Origin of the sequence: Bacillus sp. AY3-1 (assembly GCF_008368785.1) — a bacterium.
Taxonomy (GTDB): domain Bacteria; phylum Bacillota; class Bacilli; order Bacillales; family Bacillaceae_G; genus Bacillus_A; species Bacillus_A wiedmannii.
In genome coordinates this window covers 629386-654343 of record NZ_QORZ01000016.1, presented here as the reverse complement: position 1 = coordinate 654343, position 24958 = coordinate 629386, and the positions used below count along the sequence as shown (strand labels likewise).

Here is a 24958-nt window from a genome sequence, read left to right as displayed (position 1 = left end):
TTTTCTTATCATAACTCGTTATGATAAAAGAAAAAGAAAGCTGGCGGAAAATGGATAAAAAAATCGCAGTTATAACCGGGGCTTCAAGTGGTTTCGGTCTTTTAACAACACTTGAGCTTGCGAAAAAAGACTATTTAGTCATAGCTACAATGCGAAACCTTAATAAACAAGAAGATTTAATATCTCAAGCTACTAAACTGAACTTACAACAAAACATCAAAATTCAACCATTAGATGTAACCGATCAAAACTCTATACATAACTTTCAATTATTTTTAAAAGAAATAAATAGAGTAGATCTTCTCATTAATAATGCAGGATATGCACATGGGGGCTTTGTAGAAGAAATTCCAGTAGAGGAATACCGTAAACAATTTGAAACGAACCTTTTTGGAGCTATATCAATTACTCAACTTGTATTACCTTATATGAGAGAACAAAAAAGTGGAAAAATCATAAATATAAGCAGCATTAGTGGTCAAGTTGGATTCCCTGGTCTATCTCCTTACGTTTCTTCAAAATATGCGTTAGAAGGCTGGAGTGAATCACTTCATTTAGAAGTAAAACCGTTCGGAATAGATGTTATATTAGTGGAACCAGGTTCTTATAACACGAATATATGGGAAGTGGGTAAACAACTAGCTACAAACCAATCTGAAACTACTTCTCCTTACAAAGAATATATGGATAAAATACAAAAACATATTAATAGCGGCAGCGATACATTTGGTAATCCGATAGATGTTTCTAATAAAATTGTAGAAATTGCTGAATCTAAGCGTACGAATTTACGATATCCAATTGGAAAAGGTGTAAAATTTATGATCTTTGCGAAGAGGATTCTTCCTTGGAGATTGTGGGAATACCTTGTATTGAGAACCTTTAAGAAAATGTAGTTAACTTTTTTGATAAACATTGTGAAAGAGGTGCTAATTAAATGTTAGGTTTACCGTATGGAAAAGTGTTTTTAGTTCCGTGGACTGAACAATGGGAAATTGAATTTATGAAAGAGAAACAATTCATTGAGGAACAAATTGGCGAACATATTTTAGCAATACACCATATTGGTAGTACCTCTATTCCACATTTAAGTGCAAAGCCAATTATTGATATTGCAATCGAATTAGAAGATTATACGGACGGTTTAACATGTATTAAAAAGTTAGAACTGCTAAACTATAAATACAGAAAAGATGTACTACCTGAACGATATTATTTTAATAAAGGAGAACCACGAACTCATCAAATTCATATGTATGAACAAGGAAATACATATTTAATAGAACAATTACAATTCAGAGATTACTTAATTGACAACAAAACTTCTCGTATACAGTATGAACAGTTAAAGATTCAACTTTCACAAGCTAATCCTAATGATAAACATAAATATGCTGAGGATAAAACAAATTTCGTTACATCTATTATAGCTAAAATAAATGATAAATTTAAATAAGAAACCATTTACTACTCAATGGTTTCTTATTTATTAGTTAACTCTTGATTTGTACCATCAATAATCACCTTATTATGCAGCAGGTGGAACGAAATAAACTAGTATTGAGAGCATCAATATAAATGCAACCATTCCCGTTATCGAGAGTATATATTCTTTTGATTCTCTATCATACTTCCATTCCATCCATGCTCTTAAAGTCGATGATATCCCTAAATAAATGAACATGACATAAGCCATTTTAGAGTTTTCAAATTTAAACATATAATAACAACTACCTATTATATAAATAATAATAAGTCCTATTTCTATTTTTACATGTAAACTATTCACATGTTTATATCCGAAGAAGCCTCTTTTCTCCATATTTAATTTTATTCTTAAACACTGTTCTAAAAAGTAACCACCTATAGCCAGTCCAATAATAATAATCAAGATTGTAGAAATACCCATTGTTATCCCCCCCTCTTATTACTTTATTTATTTTTAGAAATAGAGTGGACTATATTACGTTTATTCTCTTCTAAATAACTTACAATTCCTTCAGGATATGTGGACCTCTCCTTTAATTCATTTATATTTTTCCAAATTAATATAATATCCTCATATTCTTTATGTCTAATTTCATTTATTCCCCGGTCTTTAACAATTCCCCTATGTATCAATGTACAATGATGTCCTTTTTCGTTGTCCCACTCGAAAATATGTTCATTTACTACGGCCAATTCTTGAACATCAATCTTCAAATTGTATTCTTCTATTAATTCTCTTACTATTGCTTCTTTTGCTGTTTAACCAAATTCAATGTAACCTCCTGGAAAACGATAAAATGTTTCTCTTAAATCACATTGTACAAGTACGTTAGAATGATCTTCATTTAAAATCATTACTTCAGCACGTAATCGAGGACTTTTCATTTCTTCTCTCCTTATAATTGCTCATTTTGTGATATTGCCATAGTGTCTTAATCAATACGTATTAAATAAGGAAATATAGAATTATCCCCGTTATCAATAGTGATACAACTCCGCCTAAGGACATCAAAAACTCCCTTGATTCTCTATCATATTTCCATTCCATATATGATTCGAAACTATACAACGTAATTAAAAACAGAAAGGGTAGGAAGCCCATGTATAGAGGGTTCGAAAGAGAAGAACATATAATTATAACTACTATATATGAAAAAATAATAATCCTGTTTCCCCATTTATGCAGCTTATTTACATATTTATTATTCCATCCTTTTTGTTTCGGTATATTTAGCCTTTTTCTCACTATATTTTCTAAAACAAATAAGAATATGATCCATAAAACTAATACAATTACTTTCACATGCATTAGAGAGATCACCTCCTTTATCTTATCGTCTGGATTTTCTCCGGCTGATCACTCGGATACGTAGTACTCATTTTGTTCTCTACGTCCCAACTAATAATAGTCGCACTATCTCTCCCTAATTGCTGATGAACGTGTTCTAAAACATTATGAACATTTTCTTTTAGTTCTACATTACTTTCGTTCATATCATTATACAGATTCAATGGTGTTTCATAATGACGTTCCCCGCATTCTAATACCCCATCTGTGACTATTACAATTCGATTCTTTCCAGCACGTAATTCACGAATTCCTGTTGAATAGCAAGGGACTGGTAAATTAAATGTGTTTATATTTCCAATCCATTCGTAAAAATGACGTTGATTTAATGCATATTGTCCTAACTTATGTAACTCTTCATGAAATACATAAACTAAACAATCACCAATAGATAACCACCATATGTAGTTTTCTTTTCTTACACATATTAAGCACGCTGTTTCCCCTTTTACTCTTTTGCACTTTTCTTTAAATGAGAGGGATTGAAAGATTGTAAGTAGATGATTTTCAACAGATCGAAATACTGTATCAATCGATTCATTCATCATTACTTTTATATTTTCATATTCTTTTTGGATTGTATTTACTACTAAATCAACACTTTCCGCACTATTATGTCCATCTAAAATAGCTGCTAATTCCCAATCACCATTTGACCAAACTAACGCACCATCTTCGTTCTTTTTTGCTCCGGCGCTTATATTCCCGCCGTATTTTCCAAGTACAATGTCACCATATTGTTTAACTGAAATTTCTCCTAAACACATTTCTGTATTTCCAACCCATGAATATTGTCTATTATTTGTTGTATGCATACTCATTTACCATATACTTTCGTATTCTTTCACATATTTTTTTAATTTTCTCTTCGTCACCATATGGCGCATCAGTCCATTTCGCTACTTCAGTTGGTGACCAAAACTCTTTTGGTGTATTCGGATAACGCGGAATAATGTGCATGTGCATATGTGGTACACCATTTCCTGAAACAAAAGTGTAAATATGCTCTGCACCTTCGCTTTCTTTTAACGCTTTACTTACTCTACTTGTTATAAGTCCGAACGTTTTCGCTTCCTCATCTGTTAGTTCAGCAAGACCAGGTATATGTCTTTTTATATCTATCATTACATAACCAAGGTATGTTTCTTCACTATCCCAGAGGACATGTCCAACGTAAACGAGTTCATCTTCGTAAATAGCTCCACCTGGAACTATAATATTTCCTTTATGTTTTTCGCAAATGAAGCAGTTTTGTTCTACTTGATTGTTTGTTGACATATCCATCACCATCCTTTTTATATATAATATCACAAAAAAAGGAAAAACAGGTTTGATATTCCGAATTTTCATTCTTTTGATACAGCAATTTTTGAAATGAATTTACACCTCATTATTTCTTCAAAAACGCAATCCCAATTATAATCCCAATCACAATTCCGATTACTAAATTATTTGTAAAGTGCCCTTGAAATACACCAATTACAACCCCTATACCGACACCTATTGCCAAAGCATCATTTCTTTTTTTATTTTTAGCCAAAATTGCATTTCCTCCCATCATTTCTCCCTAAATAACATACATTTACTTGAATGTATTAATATATGCACTATCTCGTTTCAATATTTCCAAAAAATGCACTATAACTTCACATATAATATTTTCCATTTTATGTACATACTCCTTTTATCATAAAAAAATTTCATGTAACCATTAATTATACATAGGCATTTACTATAAGAAAGATCCGTAATTTATTTAAGGAGGAACGATTTAAATGCATCCTTATTGGAATCCAAATATGAATCAACAATATGTTTATTCCCCCCATCCCGTAAGGAATACATTACATCATGATTCACAATATATGATGCAGCGTATTGCAAGTCTTGAAAGTCAATTAGCGAAACTAATCTCATTAATCGACGAAAATAATCAATTAATTAAATCAATGGAACAACAACAAAACCAAGTTTGCACACCAGCTGGCGGTTCTGTTATCGTTCGTATGTAATTTTTTGAACAAAAAAACACACTTTGTATAATAAAGTGTGTTTTCCTTTTATCTTCTTTTTTGATGAAATCCTTGTGTAATGCGGTCTAATATAATCGCAATGACAACAATAGCTAGTCCGGCTTCAAATCCCATTCCAATATTAACTTGTGTTACAGAGCGGTATACATCAACTCCAAGACCTGGTGCTCCTACAAGAGATGCTGTTACTACCATCGATAAAGAAAGCATTATACTTTGGTTCACACCAGCCATGATTGTTCCAGTTGCGAGTGGTAATTGTACTTTAAATAATTTTTGTGATGCGGTAGAGCCAAACGCATTCGCTGCTTCAATTAAATCTTCTGGAACTTGTCTAATTCCTAAGTCAGTAAAACGAATTGTCGGTGGCATTGCAAAGATTACGGATGCGATAATCCCAGGCACTACACCTACTCCGAAAAATGTAATTGCAGGAATAAGATATACGAAAGCCGGCATTGTTTGCATAAAGTCTAATGTCGGTTTTAAAAATTTTGAGAATCGTTCATTTTGAGAAGCTAAAATTCCGATTGGGATTCCTACAATAATTGAAATAATAACAGACGTAAGTACAAGTGCTAATGTTTGCATCGTCTGTGCCCAGTAGTTAATATTTAAAATAAATAATAAACCGATCAGTGTAAAAATAATTAAAGATACCTTTCTCGTTGTGTACCAAATGAGGAAACAAAGGATAATAATCATCAATATGGCCGGTATTATTGTTAAAAAATTAGTGAGTAAATCAACGAATCCACCGATAATATAAGAGAATCCTCGGAATAAGCCTTCAAGGTGCTCATATAAACTTGCAACAAATGAATCGACCCATTCCCCTAATGGAATACGTGGTATACTACTCATCGTCTTTCACCTCTTCCTCAATATTACCTGCAAGAGCTTGAATGACACTTTCGCGTTTAATAATTCCTCTAAGCCTTTTCTTCTCATCAATTACTGGTAACGGATATTTCATCTCCGCCATTTTCGCATACGTTTCTTCAAGTAAAGTATCTAAATACACATGCGGGATATCGGTAAGTAATAAATCAGCAATTGGCCACTGTTTTTGAACGGCTTTACTCGCATCATCTGCCGTTAATATCCCTAAAAACTCATACTTTTTGTTAACAACATACACAGTAGAAACGCCAGCGTTCCTCATAATTTGAAGTGCTACACGCGGTCCACGATCAATTAATAAAGTCTCCGGTCGTTTTAATATAGATTCCGCCGTGATTACTTTTCCTAAATTTACATCCGCTACGAATTTCTCTACAAATTCATTGGCAGGACTCATCATAATTTCTTCCGGTGTTCCAATTTGGACAATCTCTCCATCTTTCATTAATGCGATACGATCTCCAATTCGAAGAGCTTCATCTAAATCATGTGTAATAAAAATAATTGTTTTCTCCATTTTATCTTGTAATTCTAACAGCTCATCTTGCATTTCTTTTCGAATCAGTGGGTCTAATGCACTAAATGACTCATCCATTAACAATACATCTGGATTATTTGTTAATGCCCTTGCGATTCCAACACGTTGCTGCATACCGCCACTAAGTTGACTTGGATAATTATCTTTATGATGATCAAGTCCTACTAACTGTAGCGATTCTAACGCTTTATTCTCTCGTTCCTCTACTGGAACTCCTTGAATTTCTAACCCGTACGCAACATTTTGTATCACTGTACGATGTGGAAATAAAGCGAACTTTTGAAACACCATACTCATCTTCGTTCTTCTCACTCTTCGCAACTCTTCTTTTCCCATCGTTGCGATATCTTCACCATCTATGTATATATGCCCCGCTGTTGGTTTAATTAATTGGTTTAACATCCGAACTAACGTAGATTTCCCGCTACCAGACAAACCCATAATAACGAAAATCTCTCCAGTATATACTTCAAAGGTTGCCTTTTTTACACCAACGTTCATTCCTGTCTCTTTCAAAATTTCCGATTTGCTTTTTCCTTCTTTTAATAAAGACAGCGCTCTTTGCGGGTGTTTCCCAAATACTTTTGTTACGTTTTCAACACGCACCTTTGTATTATCCATGTCACTACTCCTTTTCTACCCATCTATTCATATAGTGTTGCGATTTTACAAAGAAATATTACATAAAAATGACATTCATAAGATTTCTTTAAAATTCGCGTTTCCGTTCATAATAAGAATGCTTACTTATACATTTATTTAAAAAGGCAAACATTTCTTAGGAGGGTTTCGATGAAAAAGAAAATATGGCTTATATGCCTTGCATTATTTATTACTATGATATTCTCTTCATGTAATGCAACAAATGCAAATTCGAAAGGAAAAATTAAACTTGGTGTAACAAGTTGGAAAGAAAACATTGCAACGGCAAACATGTGGAAAGTTTTATTAGAACAAAAAGGTTACAAAGTTGAGCTCATGTACTTAGAAAAAGCTGCAATTTGGACTGGCGTTGCTCGCGGTGATGTTGATGCTAATTTAGAAGTATGGCTACCTGTTACGGATAAACCGCTAAATGCTCGTTATAAAGATGATATAGTCTTAAAATCAAAATGGTATGAAGGTACTGGACTTGGCCTTGTCGTCCCTTCTTATATGAAAAACATTAACAGTATTGAGGATTTAAATGCTCATAAAGATGAACTAGATAACAAAATTGTCGGTATCGAACCCGGTAGTAGTCTTATGAATTTAACAAATAAAGCGATGAAGGAATATGATATTAAACTAAAACTTGTCCAATCTTCTGAAGCTGCGATGATGAGTGAATTAAAGAAAGCATATACGAAAAAGAAACCAATCGCTGTTACGCTTTGGAATCCGCATTGGGGCTTTTCAGAATTTGACTTAAAATATTTAAAAGACCCTAAGAAAGTATATGGTGAAAAAGATGATATTTATTACTCTGTTCGTAAAGGTTTCGAAAAAGATTATCCAGATATCGTGAAATACTTTGACAAATGGAAAATGAACGATGAACAACTTGGTACATTAATGGTCATGTTAAATAAAACGAAAGACCCTGAAGAAGCGGCGCGCAAATGGATTGAAAAGAATCAAGCGCTAGTTGATGAATGGGTAAAAGATTAATAAAACAGGCTAGAGGATATGCTATTCCTCTAGCCTGTTTTATCTTATTTTTTCGTAACAACATCATCTACAATCCCATATTCTTTCGCTTCTTCAGCAGTCATAAAATAATCTCTTTCTGTATCATGTGCTACTCTTTCAATCGATTGCCCCGTTTTTTCTGCAATCATTTTATTAATATCACGCTTTAACTTTAGTATTCTTTTCGCTGTTATTTCAATTTCTGTTGCCTGGCCTTGCGCACCACCAAGTGGCTGATGAATCATAATTTCACTGTTAGGGAGCGCAAACCGTTTTCCTTTTGCACCTGATAATAATAACAATGCACCAAATGATGCTGCAAATCCCATGCATAGCGTTTGTACATCTGGTTTAATGAGATTCATCGTATCTAATATGGCAAAACCCGCTGTTGTTGAACCACCTGGGCTATTGATGTATAAATATATATCTTTCTCTGCATCTTCCGCTTCTAAAAATAATAATTGAGCTACGACACTACTCGCTACTTGATCATTTATTTCTGAACCGATAATAATAATACGATCTTTTAATAACCTTGAATATATATCATAGGAACGTTCTCCTAATTTCGTTTGTTCTACTACATATGGAATTGCATTCATTTTAAATCCCTCCAATAATTGTTATGCAACGCAAAGCATACAACTGTAGGAAGAAGGGTTTTTCGCATAAAACAATAAGACTGGCTGTATAGATGGTAACTTAGTAAAATCTATTGTCGGAAGGAGTTTCGTTAATAATTCTGGTCTCTCCTCACGAATAGACGTTACTACAACTTCAATATCATCTGTGAATTCGACAATCTCTATCCCTTCTTCGCTTACAGTTTTCAGCCTATTTCTACTCCGAAATAAAGAGGCTTTTACTGCACCTTCTGATACGGAACATACTTTAGCAATATCAGCGATACTATATTGAAAAACATCTTTTAATAATAAAATTGTGGATTGTTGTACATTTAATGACGATAATACTTTCCCTACCATTTCATGCAAATCTGCAATGTTCTCTTGTGGGGCATCAAAAATAATTTGTTCCTTTATTTTTTCATGGACTGATTTTGATTTCATCTGGTCTATCCAGCGATTTCTAGCTATTTTATATACAAGCGTCATACAAATATCTTTATTACTATATTTTTGAAGAACTTTACAAACTGTTTCTTGAGCAAGATCTTCGCCGTCCCATTTGTTTTTCGTTAAAAATGTACAGTACCTTTTCAATTCTCCATATTGCTCAATTAAAAAGTTTATATTTGAATGATTCATATCGATATGATTCTTTAAAATATGAGTTACTTTTGTGCACAAAATAACCACTCCTTTTCAGCGCTTACTTAATTAACGATTAAACAAATAAAAAAGTTACGGGGCATATAAAAAAATTATGTTTATGTTCAATAATTCGCGGTCATAAATATGTTATGTACAATTTTACGTGAGGAGGAACAAATTTGCCAAAATTAACAATTGAAGGTGCGGGAACTTTTGATGTAAAAGAAGGCACAAAGTTAGTATTAGCGATCGAAGATAACGGTGTACACATTCTCCATCGCTGCGGTGGGAAAGCACGCTGCACAACTTGTAGAGTAGAAATTATAGCAGGTGAGTTTTGTGAAGCAAGTTCTAATGAAAAAAATGCAATTACGGAAAAAGGAATTGAAGATCACTTACGTTTATCATGCCAAATGCACGTACATAAAGATATAGTCGTTCGTCCTATACTTACAGTGGAAAATTCAGGTCTAGATGCAGGCCCACGTCCAGCAGAATAATATGCTGAATTTAAAACAGCTCGCTGGTGAATATGCTGCTAACCTTGTAAAAGATGGGATGAAAGTTGGACTTGGTACAGGTTCTACTGTATATTGGACGATACAAAAATTAGGTGAGCGTGTAAAAGAAGGCTTATCATTTCAAGCTGTACCAACGTCAAAAGAAACGGAAGTATTAGCTAAACAACTAAATATCTCTCTAATTTCGTTAAACGACATACAAAGTCTTGATCTTACAATTGATGGAGCGGATGAAATTGATGCTAATTTACAGCTTATAAAAGGTGGTGGTGGCGCATTACTTCGCGAGAAAATTGTTGCCACTTCCTCCAAAGAACTAATTATTATTGCTGATGAATCGAAACTTGTAACACATTTAGGTACTTTCCCATTACCTGTTGAAATTATACCTTTTTCATGGAAACAAACCGAAAGGAAAATTCAATCTTTAGGTTGTCAAACAACGTTACGTTTAAAAAATAATGAAACATTTATTACCGATAACAATAACATGATTATTGATTGTATATTCCCTCATAACATAACTAATCCTACCAATTTACACACTCAATTAAAAATGATTACAGGTGTAGTTGAAACAGGGTTGTTTGTTAATATGACTAGTAAGGCAATTATTGGAACAAAAAACGGGATAAAGGAACTATAATGAAAGCTGACTCTTACAGTCAGCTTTTTATATTTTCTCTGTATTGTGTATCATTATGATATACTATGAAAACAAAAGCACATCACACTAGAAAGGGCTGAACAATTTGCACTCCAAAATCATAACAGAACTTACAGATTTAGAAACTGCCTTTCATATTCGAAAAGAAGTATTTGTAAAAGAACAAAATGTCCCTCTTGAAGATGAATTCGATACATTCGATAAAATTGGTGAGAAATGCAAACATATTTTAGTTTATTATAACGATCTTCCTGTAGGTACAGGTCGTATACGATTTGTTGACGGTGCAGGAAAATTAGAACGCATCTGTATTTTAAAAGACTATCGTAAATACGGATTAGGAAAAGTAATAATCAAAGCGCTAGAAGAAATTGCTCGTGACAAAGAAGCTACAAAAGTAAAACTACACGGTCAAACACAAGCTGAAGGATTTTATAAAAAATTAGATTATCAAACTTCTTCTGATGTATTTATTGAAGATGGTATTCCGCACGTTATTATGACGAAAGTACTATCATAATAAAAAGGGTAGTATATGAATTTATATACTACCCTTTTTTATAAATAGAAAAGTGAATTCTCAAGATTTTCTTTTGCATCAAAGCCCATCATCTCTTAGTTCATATCTAGGTAAAGCTTACACTGTTTTCCATAATGATAAGGCATAAATCCAGTTTGGATCCCCATTTCCTTGATAACTCTGGACAGCTTCATATACTTTTCCCTCGTGTAGAACTCTATCTCCCTTTTCATATGCTTTCTTTGCATTCCACTCTTTATATGAAGCGCTTTCAGTTTTTGTAGTAATTGTGAATATATCACTCTGTACAGATTCATTTCCAGCTACATCAACAGCTTTCACTACATATTTATAAGTAGTATTAGGAAGTAAATTTTTATCCATATAAGAAGTCGTATTGGATGTTGCAATTTTTTTCAATGATCCTTCTGTTTCTCTATAAATATCGTAATGGTCTACACCAATATTATCGTCAGAGGGACTCCACATTAGATCTACACTTGACGCTGTCGTTCCCATACTATGTAATCCTTTTGGTTGTGTTGGTACTTCTGTATCAGGCGCCTCAACTGTTGTTTTTACTGTAAGCGCTGCACTTTCTTTCGAGACATTTCCAGCTGCGTCAATAGCTTTTACAGTATAAGAGTATTTTGTACTTGGTTGTAATTTTTTATCAATAAAATGAGTTCCTGGTACTGTATCAATCATCTCTCCGTTACGGAAGATTTGATACCCTTTTACCCCTACATTATCCGTAGAAGCGTTCCACCTTAGTTCTATACTATTCGCTGTTACTTTTTGTGTCTGAATTCCATTTGGAGTACTTGGAGCTTCTATATCTGGTTTCACATCATTGATAAGATTAACATCAATTACATTATAGAATGCATTTGCTGTATCAGCTACATCCCATACTGCTAAAATCACATGATATCCACTTCGATCAGTAGGTACATTGATTTTGTGAGTTAAATGATTTGAGGCTGCAGAACCATCATGTAGTACAGTTCCAATTGTTTCAAAATCTGCTCTTGTGAGCGCTTTATTTGGATTCCATCCTTTTTTTGTAATATAGTAATGCCATTTGCTCGTTAAGTGCGGCGCTGTATATTTCCAAGTAAAAGTATTTTCCCCGCCTGTGATTATATTTTTAAACCAACGATCAGCTGTTTGTTGATCTAAAACACCACCAAATTTACCACCTGCAGAAGCGATTTGGCCATCAACTGGGCCAGCTTGCGGGAACCCTTTTGGAGCTTCCAAACTTTGTGGTTCATACATAACACTTCCACAGTTTGCATTTAGTGCACCATAGGTTGGACTACATAAAGCAGATCGGCTGCTAGGCTTTTCAACAAAACCGTGCGCATATGCGTTTTGAGGAATAAGTGTCGTGCCAATAATTCCAGCTGTTAATGCAACAGCTCCTAGACTTTTTTTGTTCATTTTCATGTTTTGTAGTTGTTTTAATAATCGATTATTCATGTTCCTGTCCCCTTCTTGTTATACTTTGTAGTGTAATGTGGGCTTCGATGTAAAAGAATAACAAGAGACAATTTTGTATCGATGTATGTGTTAATTATGCATACACCGCAGTGAAAATATATTTCATTTCTTGTGAAATATTTCACTTGATGAATATATCATGACATAGAAATCATCAAAGTATGTGCAGAAGTTGTGCAGAAATGATGAAAGCATTAGTAACACGTAAAACTATGGTCCGAATTTATAAAACAGAATATTTAACCTTTCAAAACAACGAATTCTCCGCTTCATATAAAAGAAGAGTGTCTATACCATTTCATATAGACACTTTTCTCATGTATAATCTTCCATTTATTACTGATCTATAAATGTAAAAATCTCATCAGCAGCTTCCTTATAGCCACCAGATTTTCGGAAAGATTCCTTAAAATTCAAATGCAGCTTCTTTATATGATGGATTATTTAATACAAATTCTACACTTTCACGTAGTTGTTCCACAGTTAATTCATTTATAGATAACTTAATCCCAGCTCCTAGATTCTCTACTTGCTTTGCGATTACTGGTTGATCTGCACTTTGCGGAATTACAATGAGTGGAATCCCGTTATTTAATCCTTCATGTGTACTGTTCATTCCGCCATGTGTAATAAATAGCTTTGCATATGCGAGTAGTTTCGTTTGTGGTACATAGTTTTTCACAATGAAGTTTTTAGGAATATTACCTAAATCACTTATTTTTGTTTTATTACCGATAGACATAACAATAGTATAATCACTATTCTCGAACGCTTCCATACAAAGTTTATAAAAATCAAGCGCTTCATTGAAAACAGTACCTAATGAAATGTAAATTGGGCTTTTTTCTTCAAGTGTAGTAATATCAAACTCTTTATTTTTTACTTGTGTAGAGATGGATGGACCTACAAATTTAAATGTTTCATCAAACATATCTCCAAAAGGTTGGAATTCCTTTATTGTATACACAATAGTAAGTGGCGCTGGATTACAGAAAACTTCATACTGTGAGTTTATTTCAACACTATATTTTTCTGCAATTCCCTTCGTTAAGCTTTCAAAATCATTATGTATCTTATCCTGAACTTCCACGGGGATATTTTTAGACAAGTGGTCTAACATTTTTTCAAATGATTTTTCATCCTGTGCAAACGATGTACAAGAATTTATTGCTGGAAGCTTTAGAATTTGAGCAATTATATGTCCACAACCAAACATTGAATCATGAATGATGTAATCAAAATGTTCCCCTTCAATTTGTTCAAGAACATTTGGTATAATAACATCTGCCGTATGTAAAAGACCATTTATTCTCTCTGATAAATAATTTCGACCACCAGAAAGAAAAGCTTTTAAAAACTTTTGCTCGTCAATTGTTCGTACAGTAGCACCCGTTCTCTCAATACGATCTCTAAAAGATTCAATTGAAAAATAAACTACCTCTTCCCCACGTGAAACTAATTCTTCTACAACTTGCAATGTTGGATTTATATGTCCTTCTGATCCAGTATTAATGAATAAAACACGTGCCACTTTAAACACTCCTTAATTTAAATCTTGTCTATGTTGCCATTAGTATTATAGGTATTTTGTCTTATTCTTCTAAATGGACCTAGCAAGCCTAAACCCAAGGTCATCTATATGAAATGTAGGATGACTACGGCGACGACAAGTCGCACCGCAACCTCTAGCTGCTTCAGCCCAGCTACCGCCGCGGAAAATTCGGTATGATCCGTACACTTGTTCATCATATAAATCATAGCACCATTCCCAAACGTTTCCTAACATATCGTAAAGTCCCCATGCATTCGGTTCTTTTTTTCCGACCTCATGAATATGTCCACTTGAATTTTCATTGTACCAAGCAATCTCTTTCAGTTCTCCATATATGTATCCCGTAGTTCCTGCCTTACACGCATATTGCCACTCTGCTTCAAAAGGTAATCGGTAGCCATTTGAATCTAAATTACAACTAACATTTAGACCATCTTCACTAATAGAATAATATTCTTTTAATCCCGCTTTTTTGGAAAGTAAATTACAAAATATAGTAGCATCATTCCATGAAATATTTACAACTGGTTTATTACTATTTTCATTACCATTTAGTGCAAGATTCATAATAGCATAATATAATTCCGCTGTTACAACATACTTTGCAAGAAGAAACGGTTTAACTTGAACTTGCCATTGTTTTTTTATTCGATCATCTCTTAATTCTACTTTTCCTGCTGGAATTTTCACCATATTAGAATCAACCGGGCCAATGAATCTATTCAATTCTATCCCCCCATGTTATTTCTTTTTATAATCTAACTATTTATAGTATCGTACTTCTCTAAAAATAGTCTTACTTCATTTGAAGACTTTAAAATAATAACATCTTTATCTTTACTCAATTGATTTAGCCTCTTTAAAATTGAAGGTCGTTTTGTTTTAGGATATTGCCATATCCATTTAAAAAATTGCAAATCAAACCTTTCTTCACATCCAGCACCCATATCCGGTCTTGTTTTATTCCGATATTGTACAACCCTTTTAAAAGCACGATAAACACATATTGTTCTATGAATATCAAGAAAGATAATTGTATCAGCAGCGTTAATTCTTATGTCCATTGTCCCGCCATAATTCCCATCAATAATCCACTCATCTTCTTTAACTAATTCATTTTGAACCTTTCTTTGCTCCTCTTTCGGTACACCTTTCCAATTCGGTTTCCAAAATAACGCATCAAGATGATGTACTTTAATATTTAATTTATTCCCTAACTGCCTTGCTAATGTAGATTTTCCTGAACCACCAGAACCTATTAATATTATTTTTTTCATACATACCCCTTTTTACATCTTTTATTTCTTCCTTAACATAAACTCACAAAACATTCCAATCCCAACACCAATTGTATAAGCAGCTAAATCACTCCACAAAAATCCGTAACCTAATACGAGTCCTCCTAAGGTTGTTGCACGAATGCTATCTATCCATTCGGCATGGTACAATTGGCTCAATTCAATCCCGTAGCAAAATAACAAACTAATAAAAGCCACTTTCTTCGTGTCTATTTTAGGAAATAAAAATCCGAATCCAGTAAAAATCATCAATGCCCATAAAGCATCACCTAAGTACGCGTTTAATAGATGAGGTAACGCAAAAGCTAACTTTCTTGAGCTAAGACCTAAAATAATTATAACTATAGTAAATAGCGCATATAATAATCTATTTCGTTTCTTATTCATCTCAAAATCTCCTAATATGTAATTAAAAACTGTAAATAGGTAGTAAAATATAATTATTTTACTACCTATTTTTTAATGGCTTTCATAATAAGAAAATGTGGATTTGTATTTAGATAATGATATGATGTTTCATTTACTTCTCTCATTTTTTCAACCGGCCTCGGTTCCACCATTTTATCTAACACAAAATAATTTGTTGTTTCATTAATTATGTCTTGGAGTGATCTTCTAAAAAAGCTAACTTCTATTGTAATATTTGGTTTAACCCAAGTATCTACTAATAATTGTTTTTCGAAATAATTTTCACTAGTAAACTTTGTAAAATCCATAAAAGGATGATGAATGGAGTATATAAATTCGCCACCTGGCTTCAATACTCGATGAAACTCCTGAAATACTTTATTCCAATTTTCTAAGTAATGAAGCGTTAACGAACTTACAATAACATCAAAAGTATTATCTTCAAATGGTAATACTTCTTGCAAGTCATGACAAAGAAATGTTGCTTTATTGCCCGTACTTTCCTTTGCAGCTTTTACCATTTCAGAACTTACGTCAATTGCAGTAACGTTTGCTCCTCTTTCTACAAATTGAGTAGTATACCACCCAGCTGCACATCCAGCATCTAATATACTCTTCCCTTCTAAATTCTTTGGAATCATCTCCATCATCGCTGGTCTTTCATAATAACTGTTATATGGATTTGCCAAGTCTAGATTTTCTTTATATGTACTCGCTAATTTATCATATGTATCTTTGATCGTGTCTTTCATTACTTCCACCCCTTATACATATTAATCTAATAACTCTTGCTGCTTTTTCTTTGAAAATGATTGTAGAACTAAATCATATGACCAATCAATCATCTTATTAGTTTGCTCTTGCTCTACATCTTTATGTATATACACTGTATTCCAATGCTTTTTATTCATATGATACCCCGGAATGATTGCTTCTGGATACTCTTCTCTTAATCTTAATGCAAGTTCTGGATCACATTTTAAAGTAATCGCAGCTTTTTCTCCTTCTTCGTGGTTTATTATCGCAAATATTTTATTATTAAGCCTCATACATGTTGCATTCCAACCATCAGGAGAATCTTCAGTCGCTTTTCTTTTTGATAAACAATATGTTCTTGTTGCATTCATTTTCATTGGCACCTCTTATTCTTTCACTATTTGATTACGATGCATTACAATTTGTTTCGTCGCTTGAAATTGGTGTTCACCATAAAACTTTAATAATTTCTCTCCACAAAATAGACTAACAATATGAACATGAGAAATCTCTTGAAGTAACATTGTAAGCATCTTCTCTCCAATCCCTTTATTTCTTACAATCTCATGCACAACAACATCTTCTATGTACGCTCGAAAAACACCATCAGAAACAACTCTAGCAAATCCGATTAATTCATTTTCTTCCCATACCCCAATTGCTATACTATGCTTTAACATTTTTTGAATATCGATTTCTTTTCTTTCTGGCCACCAACCGACAGAGTCATAAAGTTTTTTTATTTTGCCTACGCAGATTGGTTGTTCATGTTGCAATTTATACGTGTACATTTTCTTTCTCCCATCAAATTACTCATTATATTTGTTTTGTCTTACTTTACTCCCTTCAATATAAGCTATTGAATCCAGCCGGTTATTAAACCCATTGTAAAATTAATTTATAATATAGATATTACAATTGCAATATAAACAGTCTCTCTCTCATCCTTTCCTATTTCTTCTATATTAAAAATAGCACATAATATATTAAGTTGGCTAAAGATAAAAACCGCCCAATAGGACGGCTTTTATCTTTATTTAATTTCATACCACCAACCTTTTCGACCAAGCCAGCCTTTCATACCGTTTAATTGCGCATCACTAGTTGGATCCGAAATAAAATACGTTAAGCCATCCGATTGTAAAATGAAGGTAGCAGTCATTTTAACTGATGTTAAAGCTTTCATAGCTTCAGGAGCCTCATATGGTGAGAAAGCACCTGATTGAATGATGTTTTGTTTAGAAACTTGTGCTTGTACATTCTCTTATTTTGGTACTGATTCAGTAAACCAGGAAAGTGGTTTATTTCCTATTAATTGATTTAAATCACATTTGCCGATACCTGGTACATTACCTGTCTCGGTGTATTGCCAAATATCACAAGGATATGCTGGTTTATTACCGCCATACCTAGGAATCCATAAAAAATCACTTTTTACGTTCGCCATACCGAAAGGCTCATATACATGATGCCCAACATATAAGCCAACTTTCTTAGCACCTAATCGGCGTAACTCGTCGATAAAAGCTTGTGTACCAGCTCTCATATCATCCATTGTTTTCACTTCTACGTCAGCAGCCCAAACTGTAGCACTCTTATCACCGCGATTCCAAAAATCTTGCGCTTCCTTCTTCGCATCAGCAATTGAAATAAAGCGACAGAATCCATAGTTACTAAATGGAATATTTCTAGTTCTCATTGCTTGGACATAATTTTTATATAAAGGATCTACATAATTTGATCCATCTTGTACCCTAGCAATTACGAAATCTAGTTGTGGAGCGGCTACATCCCAGTTAATGTTACCGTTCCATTTTGAAATATCTACAATGTAACCCATTGCTTAACACCTCCTTTATTAGTATTATATTCAGAGCTCATCTTATTGCTCTGCCTCTCCTAAAAATTCAATAGTATTTGCTAGTACATATAGTAAATACGACAAGTGTATTCTACAAAGACAGTAACTCATTTCCATTAAAAAAGAAAATCATAGCTATACGAATCGTACTATTTGTCCCCATAATTACATCAGCTTGAGTAGTTGCTTTTAAAATCAATTTTTCTTCTAGAGCACGAATACTATTACTATAACCGCTTCTCTAAAAAGTGTTGACTATGTCCTTTAGGATGATCTTCAACAACACCATATTCTCGGTAGCCGTACTTTTTATAAAAATCTGGTGCTTGAAAACTAAATGAATCTAATAATATTAATCTACACCCTTTTTCCTTCGCGATGTCTTCGATTTTATGTAACAGTTGACTGCCATAACCATCATGACGAACTGTTTCATCAACCCATAAAAAATCTATATGAAGATGATAAAAATACATCGTACCTGTTACCCCACCAAAGATTTTTCCATCCTCATCTTTTACTACGAAACTTACTTGCTCCATCGGCTGTTTTGCTTCATCTCTTAAAATCGACATGTTATATTGAATTACTTTATTTTTTATGTATTCTCCTTCAGTGCGAGTACCATTCTCTATGTGTTTCATATATTTCTTCCTTTCAACTTAGTAAGCTATCTTTAATTTTTACTTTTTCTCTTTAAAATAGTAATAAACACGAATCCACCATAAGTAACAAAGCATGAAAAGCCAATTATCCCTGGTACAGAGACATAGCCTATTCTTATATAACTTATAACAGCAAAACTAACGATAGACAATAAAATAGATGGCCAAAATATAAGTGCTGTTTTTCTTCGTCTCTGTTTCGATGTACTTGCTTTCTCTTCAGAAGCACGTGTGCCAAAAAGCAATACAATACAAATGAGGATTGCTGCAAAGTAAATCGTATCTAATGACAGATTATGATCGTAAATCGCGATTCCAACTTCCATAGCGATAATCGTTAAAATTAATATGATGATTGTTGAAGTTTTTAAGTTTCTTTTCAATTACTTGCCCCCTAGAATGCTTTCACTATATATGTCGTATATGTACTTCAAAGCTGATGCAATAGTTTCATCGGCTTCTTTATTTTCAAATCGATTAGGCAAATCTTTTCCTCCAATAACATAAAGAAGTGGAAATTCATTAAACACTCCTAGTATACCAATATTTATTATAGCTTTTGGCAATCCACCTGTCATATGTGCTAAATGATTATGCGGTATCCCCTCATATTCTCCTTGCTGCCTTACCATTCCATTTATTATTGGTTCCCATAATTCCGGCTCAGTTTTATACCCTCGAAAAATTTGCACTAAAAGTGAATGTATTTCATTTAACTCTCCTACATTTTGTTCATCTCTAGGGTTTTCTTTAACGTGTATGTTAGGGAAGTACGTTGAAACATACTTTCTAACAGTATCCCATCCTCCGCAGTGCAATACAATCGCCTTTGCAATATAACTGTCATGACACGCTATCATCACTTCAACAGCTTTACTGAGTGATATTGTATCTCTTCCTTGCAAATGTGGATATAATTGTGCACTATCTTCTTTTGGATTAAATTTAATTTGGTGAAGCATATCATTCCAACTAATTTGTTTGTTTTTTACCATGTTTGCTACTGCAAATCCAATTGCCACTTTTGCTGCTGATGCTAAAGGAACATATAGTTCATTATTATAGGAGGCAATTATATCTTCAGATTTTGTAGAAGACACAATCACTCCAACTTGACCAGATTGTATTTCTTTCATTCTTTCAATAACAGTTTGCATATTCGCACCTCTTTTTATATTGTTTTATTACATTCTTAAATTTCGATATAGAATGTATAAAACCTTTTTTGTTACTTGATATGTATGCATACAATAAAAAAGATAGCATGTAATTTCTCCATGCTACCTTTCTAAAATAAATACTAAGCAAAACGCAAATATCTATTCTTCCGTAGGCATTTTAGGACCATTAAGCTCCAATTGATAAAAAGCTAAATCTAACCACCTATTAAACTTATAGCCAGCCTTCTTAATTGTCCCCGCATGAACAAATCCATAGTTTTCATGTAAGGCAATGCTTTTCTCATTTTCTGCATCAATTCCAGCAATTAAGGTCATATATTCCCTTTCTTTTGCAACTGTGATCAATGCTTTCATTAAAGAAGTTCCTATCCCATTTTTTCTATATTCCTTATGAACATACACAGAATGCTCAATTGAATATTTATAGGCAGGCCAAGCTCTAAACGGGCCAAATGTCGCAAATCCTACTATTTTATTATCTAATTCACATACTAAAATCGGATAGCCGTTAGCTTTTTTTGTTCATACCAATCTATTCTATTTTCAAGGGTTACCGGTTTATACGTATAGATGGCTGTTGTATTCAATATAGCATCATTATAAATATCTAACATGTATGTTACATCTTGTTTCCTTGCTTCCCTTATCATCGCGTTCTTCCTTTCATAAAGTATATCTTCTTTCATTTCACTCCTACATACGAATACGAGCTTTTCGGAAACCATCAAATATATTTAATGCAGCGGATAAAATGTAAATGATAATACCTCCACCAATTAACCACGTTTTAAATTCCTCTGGAGAAGTAGTAAACACATTTGCTACATACGTAATAAATCCTTCATTAAATAAATGCGGATTTACTACAATTACAATGAATACTATTGTTCCAACTATTTGAAGAATAGCATTCCCAAGTGCCAGCTTTTTCGTCCATTGTCCTTGTACTAACTTATAAAGAGATATACCTATTTCAAACACAATCACAATTACAACGATTGGCCAATACTGAAGTAACACATCTTGATTAAAAGTTGCCGCGACAAACTTCAATCCGCTTTCTGTACCATGATATACACCTACAAGATGGTACGCATAAAAGTAAAGTGTGGCCCATATTGCAGTCCACATCAAACCTCCAAACACTTCAAACTTTGAGATCGCCTTTTTCTTCGGGATATACGAAATATTTTTCAAATCATCTGGCGTCCATTTTTTTAAACTTGTTGTTAATGGTTGTGGGTCCTTTTCTTTATCCGTTCTTTCTATAACAGCAAATACAAGTGTCAACCAGAAAAATACATGGAGGCCTACTTCGATAATTTCCCCAATTCCTTTACCTATCAGATTTAAAATAACATTTAATACCGCTTGCTCACCATCATATCCTACAAAATTTTCTGCAACCATTGCAATGAGTGCGATTACAGCTGCAATTGGTATAATCATTTTTAATAACGTCGTATATACATCAAAATAACGTGGTCCAATTAAATGCATCGGTCTATCCAGATACCCATTAGCCAATGAAACTGGGCTTCCCAATTTTTCAAGGACACTCTTTACATCTTCCTCATTATACTCATCAGGTAACATATCCTCGATAGTTGACCGTAGTTCAAGAATAATATCTTCACGATTTTTTTCAGGTAATCTCTTCGCTACTTCCTCGACGTAAATATCAATCAAGTTCATTTTTGTCCTCCTCCTTTAATAGGTTATAAAGTTCTTTCGAATCCTTTATCCATTCCTTTTTTAACTGCAAAAATATCTCTAATCCGTATTCACTTAAAACGTAATACTTACGAGGTCTACTCTCCGTTTTATCCCAACTACTCGTCACTAGCTCTTGCTTTTCTAATCGGCGAAGTAGTGGATATAAAGTACTTTGATCGATTGTGATCCCTGATTGTTCCAATAATTGGACAAGTGAATACCCATACTGCGGTGTTCTTAACTGGCTTAAAACCGCTAATGTTAATGTACCTCTTCTTAGTTCAGTAATTAACGAATTTAATAAAGCATCCATTCACTCACCTCATTTCCATTACTATATGTCATACAGTATATGTTTTATACTATGTATCGTACAGTATTAATGTGATAAAAACAATGCGTATTTACAAAAAATAGATAATAAATAAGCACAAACTATATAATTTGTGCTTTTCTTGTTAATTTAAACGGCTATTACAACCTTAATTTTGTACCTCTTGTAATATAAACTCTTCTTTTTCTTTAGTAAATGGGGTAACACCTACAATTGCCTCAATATGAATTACTCCATATACATGCGGATATTCTTGACCGTTAGAAGCAAGTTCGTATTTTATTTCTGCTTTTATTAAGGATGGATCGATTGTCAGTAATAAAACATCTTCTTCATGATTAAAATATTTTTCAGCAACTTTTAAAGCTTGCTGTAAAAATGAACAATGAATAAATCCCTCTTCTTTAAGTGAAGCTTCATTAACTTCTCCATCTACCTTTGCGATCTCCCAATTTCTTTTTGTTATTACTTTTGTTATCATAGTTATCCTCTCTCCATGTCTTTATATAGAAAAACAAGAGGTTCTTCTTTTTGTTACTAGAAAATCCTCTTGTATGTAATATTTATTTTAATCCATTAATTAAAGGCGATACTTCTCCACTATGGAAAATCCATAAATCATGAAGTGACCTTGTACATCCGACATATAGTAACTTCGCATCATGTTTCGTATTTTTATAATGTTCTTCATCAACATCGATTAATAGAACAGCATCAAATTCTAGCCCTTTTGCCAAGTATACAGGTACTACTGAAATACCACCTTCATATTTACTTTGATCTGCTTCAATGACGTTTACGGCCAATCCTGCTTTTGTTAATTTCTCATATATATCGCGGCATTCATCGTCTGTTCTTCCTATTACCGCAATGGTTTTCACATCTTCGTTTTGTAGATGTTTTAACGCCTTCATAATCTCATTAAATTGATCTTCTGCATGGATTACCTTAACATCTTCACCACTGCGAAAAACTGGTGTTGCGAGCCCAACTGGAATCTCTGCATTTTTAATTATTTCGTTCGCAAATTCTATAATTTCTTTTGTAGAACGATAACTTCTCGTCAGTTCATAATAACCTGTTTCTTGGAATACTTCCTTAAAAGCACCCCAATCTTCAATCCCTTGGTAATCATAAATTGCTTGAGATAAATCACCTAATATAGTGAAAGAATTACCTAGTGTAATTTCTTTTAATACATACACTTGGAATGGTGAGAAATCTTGCGCTTCATCAATAACGACGTGATGGAATTTCTGTCCGATTTCAATACCTGTTATGCGGTGATGTATGTAAATTAAAGCTGGTAAATCTTCTACATACACTTCTTTTTTACGACAACTCTTTTCAGTTTCTTTCACAAGTTCTTCAGGCAATACTTCGAGTATTTCTTTACTTTTCAATATTGAACTATAGAGTGAAAGTGGGCTCATTTTCGGCCAAAACTTCATATAAGTGTTCAATCTCTTTGTCGCTTCTTTTTTTAATAATTTCTTCTCGTTTGTTTCTCCATACTTTTTCAGTTCAATTTCAATCCAGCGCTTCATTCGGCCGACTAATCTTTCTCTTCTTTTCTTTAATGGATAATTTTTATATTCCACTTGCATCCATTTTTTTATGTCTTCTACTGGAATAATTGCTTTGTCCCATGCCTCAAAATCACTTGTTGGTACTAATTCATTTTCAAATTGAATCATTCTCTCTTCAATAAACGACTTAAATTCCAGTGTTCCTTTCAATTTACCGAGCATAACCTTTTCTTCATCACGATTAATTGAAAAGGCTTCTTTCAACTTTTCTTCTGTCTGCTTTAGTTTCACAGAATCATCTAACGTACGTAATGCCCAATCCGGAAATGTTGTTTGACTAATATTCCCTACACCTAATTCAGGAAGCACACTCGAAATATAGTCTAAAAAAAGACTATTCGGAGCGAATACAATCATTCTCTCAGCTTCTAATTGTTCACGATATTCATAAATTAAAAAAGCAAGGCGATGTAAAGCGATCGTTGTTTTTCCGCTTCCCGCAACCCCTTGAATTAATAATGGTAAGTTTCTTTCCGCACGAATAATATCGTTTTGCTCCGATTGTATTGTCGAAACAATATCCTTTAGTTTATTATCTTTATTCTCACCTAATCGATATAGAAGAAAATCATCGGCATGTGAGACATCTTCATTTCCTTTTACATATGTATCAACAACACGTTCTAGTTCTCTTTTTCGGATCGAGATGTTTCGCTTTAAATACACATCACCTTCAACTAATCCGTCTGGTGATTGATAAAACGCTAATTCATCTCCGCCGGTAAATGAATAAAACATACTTGCGACAGGTGCCCGCCAATCAATTACAATTGGTTTCATTGTGTCTTTATGTGAAACACCTACTTTACCGATGTAGATCGGCATAACTTCTTCCTTGCCATCCTCTTGAAAGTCTAGTCTCCCAAAGTATGGCTCATGCACACCAATACGTAAGTTTTGTCTATTAGACTCCCTCATACTTTCTAGAATTTGTTCTTTAAAATCATCGCCATAATAAACCGGAATGTTTTCGAGCTGTTCTAATTGATCATCCATCGTACGTAATGTATCTTTCATCCTTTGTAACTCTTCTTCAAAAATGTTATTCATTTGATGATTCCCTCCTGTCCGTTCTAATTTTTCAGTCGAAATACAATTGTATTAAAAATCCATTTATAAAGTCAAT

The 24958-nt window shown here is 33.4% G+C and carries 30 protein-coding genes and 5 pseudogenes; 7 read left to right on the top strand and 28 right to left on the bottom strand.

Features of this window, described 5'->3' with window-relative positions:
• Window positions 1-50: 50 nt before the first annotated feature.
• Window positions 51-896 carry an oxidoreductase gene (locus DN389_RS14740; protein ID WP_218943858.1) on the top strand — a complete coding sequence of 282 codons (846 nt, stop codon included), beginning with the start codon at window positions 51-53 and terminating at the stop codon, window positions 894-896.
• Between the two features lie 41 nt (window positions 897-937).
• Entirely contained in the window at window positions 938-1456 is a 519-nt protein-coding gene (locus DN389_RS14735; RefSeq protein WP_149237306.1) for a GrpB family protein, read from the top strand.
• A 72-nt stretch (window positions 1457-1528) separates the two neighbouring features.
• On the opposite strand, the gene DN389_RS14730 is transcribed toward DN389_RS14735, so the two are convergent.
• The 6 genes and pseudogenes from DN389_RS14730 to DN389_RS14705 form a co-directional block, all read right to left on the bottom strand.
• The gene (locus tag DN389_RS14730) at window positions 1529-1909 is read right to left on the bottom strand and encodes a DUF4181 domain-containing protein (RefSeq protein WP_060486726.1); all 381 of its coding nucleotides are present in this window, start codon (window positions 1907-1909) and stop codon (window positions 1529-1531) included.
• Window positions 1910-1932: 23 nt separating this feature from the next.
• Window positions 1933-2373 (bottom strand): annotated as a pseudogene (locus DN389_RS14725) (NUDIX domain-containing protein).
• 61 nt (window positions 2374-2434) lie between these two features.
• Window positions 2435-2797, bottom strand: a complete 363-nt coding sequence (locus tag DN389_RS14720; RefSeq protein ID WP_000558206.1) for a DUF4181 domain-containing protein — start codon at window positions 2795-2797, stop codon at window positions 2435-2437.
• A 17-nt stretch (window positions 2798-2814) separates the two neighbouring features.
• Window positions 2815-3657 (bottom strand): PP2C family serine/threonine-protein phosphatase, encoded by an 843-nt coding sequence (locus tag DN389_RS14715; protein ID WP_149237305.1) that lies wholly within the window; start codon window positions 3655-3657, stop codon window positions 2815-2817.
• Window positions 3635-4114, bottom strand: a complete 480-nt coding sequence (locus DN389_RS14710; RefSeq protein WP_149237304.1) for an HIT family protein — start codon at window positions 4112-4114, stop codon at window positions 3635-3637. The genes DN389_RS14715 and DN389_RS14710 overlap by 23 nt, the downstream gene beginning before the upstream one ends.
• Before the next feature lie 112 nt (window positions 4115-4226).
• On the bottom strand, window positions 4227-4394 hold the full coding sequence (locus tag DN389_RS14705; protein ID WP_000509286.1) for a glycine zipper domain-containing protein: 168 nt from the start codon (window positions 4392-4394) through the stop codon (window positions 4227-4229).
• A gap of 217 nt (window positions 4395-4611) precedes the next feature.
• On the opposite strand from DN389_RS14705, the gene DN389_RS14700 reads away from it, so the two are divergent.
• On the top strand, window positions 4612-4848 hold the full coding sequence (locus DN389_RS14700) for a hypothetical protein (RefSeq protein ID WP_000553814.1): 237 nt from the start codon (window positions 4612-4614) through the stop codon (window positions 4846-4848).
• A gap of 48 nt (window positions 4849-4896) precedes the next feature.
• Here DN389_RS14700 and DN389_RS14695 read toward each other — a convergent pair whose 3' ends face one another.
• Both DN389_RS14695 and DN389_RS14690 read right to left on the bottom strand, forming a co-directional pair.
• Window positions 4897-5733 (bottom strand): ABC transporter permease, encoded by an 837-nt coding sequence (locus tag DN389_RS14695; RefSeq protein WP_000095064.1) that lies wholly within the window; start codon window positions 5731-5733, stop codon window positions 4897-4899.
• Complete coding sequence (locus DN389_RS14690) at window positions 5726-6931, bottom strand: quaternary amine ABC transporter ATP-binding protein (RefSeq protein ID WP_000370614.1); 1206 nt, start codon at window positions 6929-6931, stop codon at window positions 5726-5728. Before DN389_RS14690 ends, DN389_RS14695 begins: the two co-directional genes overlap by 8 nt.
• 171 nt (window positions 6932-7102) lie before the next feature.
• On the opposite strand from DN389_RS14690, the gene DN389_RS14685 reads away from it, so the two are divergent.
• Entirely contained in the window at window positions 7103-7960 is an 858-nt protein-coding gene (locus DN389_RS14685) for a glycine betaine ABC transporter substrate-binding protein (RefSeq protein ID WP_048547352.1), read from the top strand.
• 44 nt (window positions 7961-8004) lie between these two features.
• On the opposite strand, the gene clpP is transcribed toward DN389_RS14685, so the two are convergent.
• Both clpP and DN389_RS14675 read right to left on the bottom strand, forming a co-directional pair.
• On the bottom strand, window positions 8005-8586 hold the full coding sequence (clpP, locus tag DN389_RS14680; RefSeq protein WP_000991621.1) for an ATP-dependent Clp endopeptidase proteolytic subunit ClpP: 582 nt from the start codon (window positions 8584-8586) through the stop codon (window positions 8005-8007).
• A 21-nt stretch (window positions 8587-8607) separates the two neighbouring features.
• Window positions 8608-9294: an RNA polymerase subunit sigma-70 gene (locus tag DN389_RS14675; protein ID WP_060486724.1), complete on the bottom strand. Its 687-nt coding sequence runs from the start codon at window positions 9292-9294 to the stop codon at window positions 8608-8610.
• 143 nt (window positions 9295-9437) lie between these two features.
• Here DN389_RS14675 and DN389_RS14670 point away from each other — a divergent pair, with 143 nt between their 5' ends.
• The 3 genes from DN389_RS14670 (at window position 9438) to DN389_RS14660 (ending at window position 10966) form a co-directional block, all read left to right on the top strand.
• Entirely contained in the window at window positions 9438-9758 is a 321-nt protein-coding gene (locus DN389_RS14670; protein WP_001125375.1) for a 2Fe-2S iron-sulfur cluster-binding protein, read from the top strand.
• A gap of 4 nt (window positions 9759-9762) precedes the next feature.
• Window positions 9763-10425: a ribose 5-phosphate isomerase A gene (gene rpiA, locus DN389_RS14665; protein ID WP_046959936.1), complete on the top strand. Its 663-nt coding sequence runs from the start codon at window positions 9763-9765 to the stop codon at window positions 10423-10425.
• A gap of 106 nt (window positions 10426-10531) precedes the next feature.
• Window positions 10532-10966, top strand: coding sequence for a GNAT family N-acetyltransferase (locus tag DN389_RS14660; protein WP_060486723.1), 435 nt, complete (start codon window positions 10532-10534; stop codon window positions 10964-10966).
• 117 nt (window positions 10967-11083) lie between these two features.
• On the opposite strand, the gene DN389_RS14655 is transcribed toward DN389_RS14660, so the two are convergent.
• The 18 genes and pseudogenes from DN389_RS14655 to DN389_RS14575 all read right to left on the bottom strand — a co-directional run bounded on the left by DN389_RS14655 (window position 11084) and on the right by DN389_RS14575 (window position 24882).
• The gene (locus tag DN389_RS14655; protein ID WP_098190789.1) at window positions 11084-12451 is read right to left on the bottom strand and encodes a lytic polysaccharide monooxygenase; all 1368 of its coding nucleotides are present in this window, start codon (window positions 12449-12451) and stop codon (window positions 11084-11086) included.
• Window positions 12452-12808: 357 nt separating this feature from the next.
• Window positions 12809-14003: pseudogene (locus tag DN389_RS14650) on the bottom strand (macrolide family glycosyltransferase).
• Between the two features lie 69 nt (window positions 14004-14072).
• A complete protein-coding gene (locus DN389_RS14645) occupies window positions 14073-14750 on the bottom strand; it encodes a formylglycine-generating enzyme family protein (protein WP_179874322.1) in 678 nt (225 codons plus the stop codon).
• Between the two features lie 32 nt (window positions 14751-14782).
• Window positions 14783-15301 carry a DNA topology modulation protein gene (locus DN389_RS14640; RefSeq protein WP_088081340.1) on the bottom strand — a complete coding sequence of 173 codons (519 nt, stop codon included), beginning with the start codon at window positions 15299-15301 and terminating at the stop codon, window positions 14783-14785.
• A 21-nt stretch (window positions 15302-15322) separates the two neighbouring features.
• Window positions 15323-15709, bottom strand: a complete 387-nt coding sequence (locus DN389_RS14635; RefSeq protein ID WP_097857672.1) for a ribosomal maturation YjgA family protein — start codon at window positions 15707-15709, stop codon at window positions 15323-15325.
• Between the two features lie 65 nt (window positions 15710-15774).
• Window positions 15775-16482 carry a class I SAM-dependent methyltransferase gene (locus tag DN389_RS14630; RefSeq protein WP_060486720.1) on the bottom strand — a complete coding sequence of 236 codons (708 nt, stop codon included), beginning with the start codon at window positions 16480-16482 and terminating at the stop codon, window positions 15775-15777.
• Window positions 16483-16503: 21 nt separating this feature from the next.
• Window positions 16504-16857, bottom strand: coding sequence for an MmcQ/YjbR family DNA-binding protein (locus DN389_RS14625; RefSeq protein ID WP_033658841.1), 354 nt, complete (start codon window positions 16855-16857; stop codon window positions 16504-16506).
• A 15-nt stretch (window positions 16858-16872) separates the two neighbouring features.
• Complete coding sequence (locus DN389_RS14620; RefSeq protein WP_060486719.1) at window positions 16873-17277, bottom strand: GNAT family N-acetyltransferase; 405 nt, start codon at window positions 17275-17277, stop codon at window positions 16873-16875.
• A gap of 242 nt (window positions 17278-17519) precedes the next feature.
• A pseudogene (locus tag DN389_RS14615) lies at window positions 17520-18326 on the bottom strand (GH25 family lysozyme).
• Window positions 18327-18441: 115 nt separating this feature from the next.
• Window positions 18442-18546, bottom strand: a pseudogene (locus DN389_RS29180) (phage holin family protein); the annotation flags it as partial.
• 28 nt (window positions 18547-18574) lie between these two features.
• Entirely contained in the window at window positions 18575-18991 is a 417-nt protein-coding gene (locus tag DN389_RS14610; RefSeq protein ID WP_149237303.1) for a GNAT family N-acetyltransferase, read from the bottom strand.
• 32 nt (window positions 18992-19023) lie between these two features.
• Entirely contained in the window at window positions 19024-19395 is a 372-nt protein-coding gene (locus tag DN389_RS14605) for a hypothetical protein (protein WP_088081345.1), read from the bottom strand.
• A complete protein-coding gene (locus tag DN389_RS14600; protein WP_088092500.1) occupies window positions 19396-20169 on the bottom strand; it encodes a serine hydrolase in 774 nt (257 codons plus the stop codon). It lies immediately after the preceding gene.
• A 162-nt stretch (window positions 20170-20331) separates the two neighbouring features.
• Window positions 20332-20843 (bottom strand): annotated as a pseudogene (locus DN389_RS14595) (GNAT family N-acetyltransferase).
• Window positions 20844-20886: 43 nt separating this feature from the next.
• Window positions 20887-21888 carry an HAAS signaling domain-containing protein gene (locus tag DN389_RS14590; protein WP_098190785.1) on the bottom strand — a complete coding sequence of 334 codons (1002 nt, stop codon included), beginning with the start codon at window positions 21886-21888 and terminating at the stop codon, window positions 20887-20889.
• On the bottom strand, window positions 21875-22222 hold the full coding sequence (locus DN389_RS14585; protein WP_060486712.1) for a PadR family transcriptional regulator: 348 nt from the start codon (window positions 22220-22222) through the stop codon (window positions 21875-21877). Before DN389_RS14585 ends, DN389_RS14590 begins: the two co-directional genes overlap by 14 nt.
• Before the next feature lie 169 nt (window positions 22223-22391).
• A complete protein-coding gene (locus DN389_RS14580) occupies window positions 22392-22724 on the bottom strand; it encodes a DUF952 domain-containing protein (protein ID WP_149237302.1) in 333 nt (110 codons plus the stop codon).
• A gap of 82 nt (window positions 22725-22806) precedes the next feature.
• On the bottom strand, window positions 22807-24882 hold the full coding sequence (locus DN389_RS14575) for a HelD family protein (protein ID WP_098190784.1): 2076 nt from the start codon (window positions 24880-24882) through the stop codon (window positions 22807-22809).
• Window positions 24883-24958 lie beyond the last annotated feature (76 nt).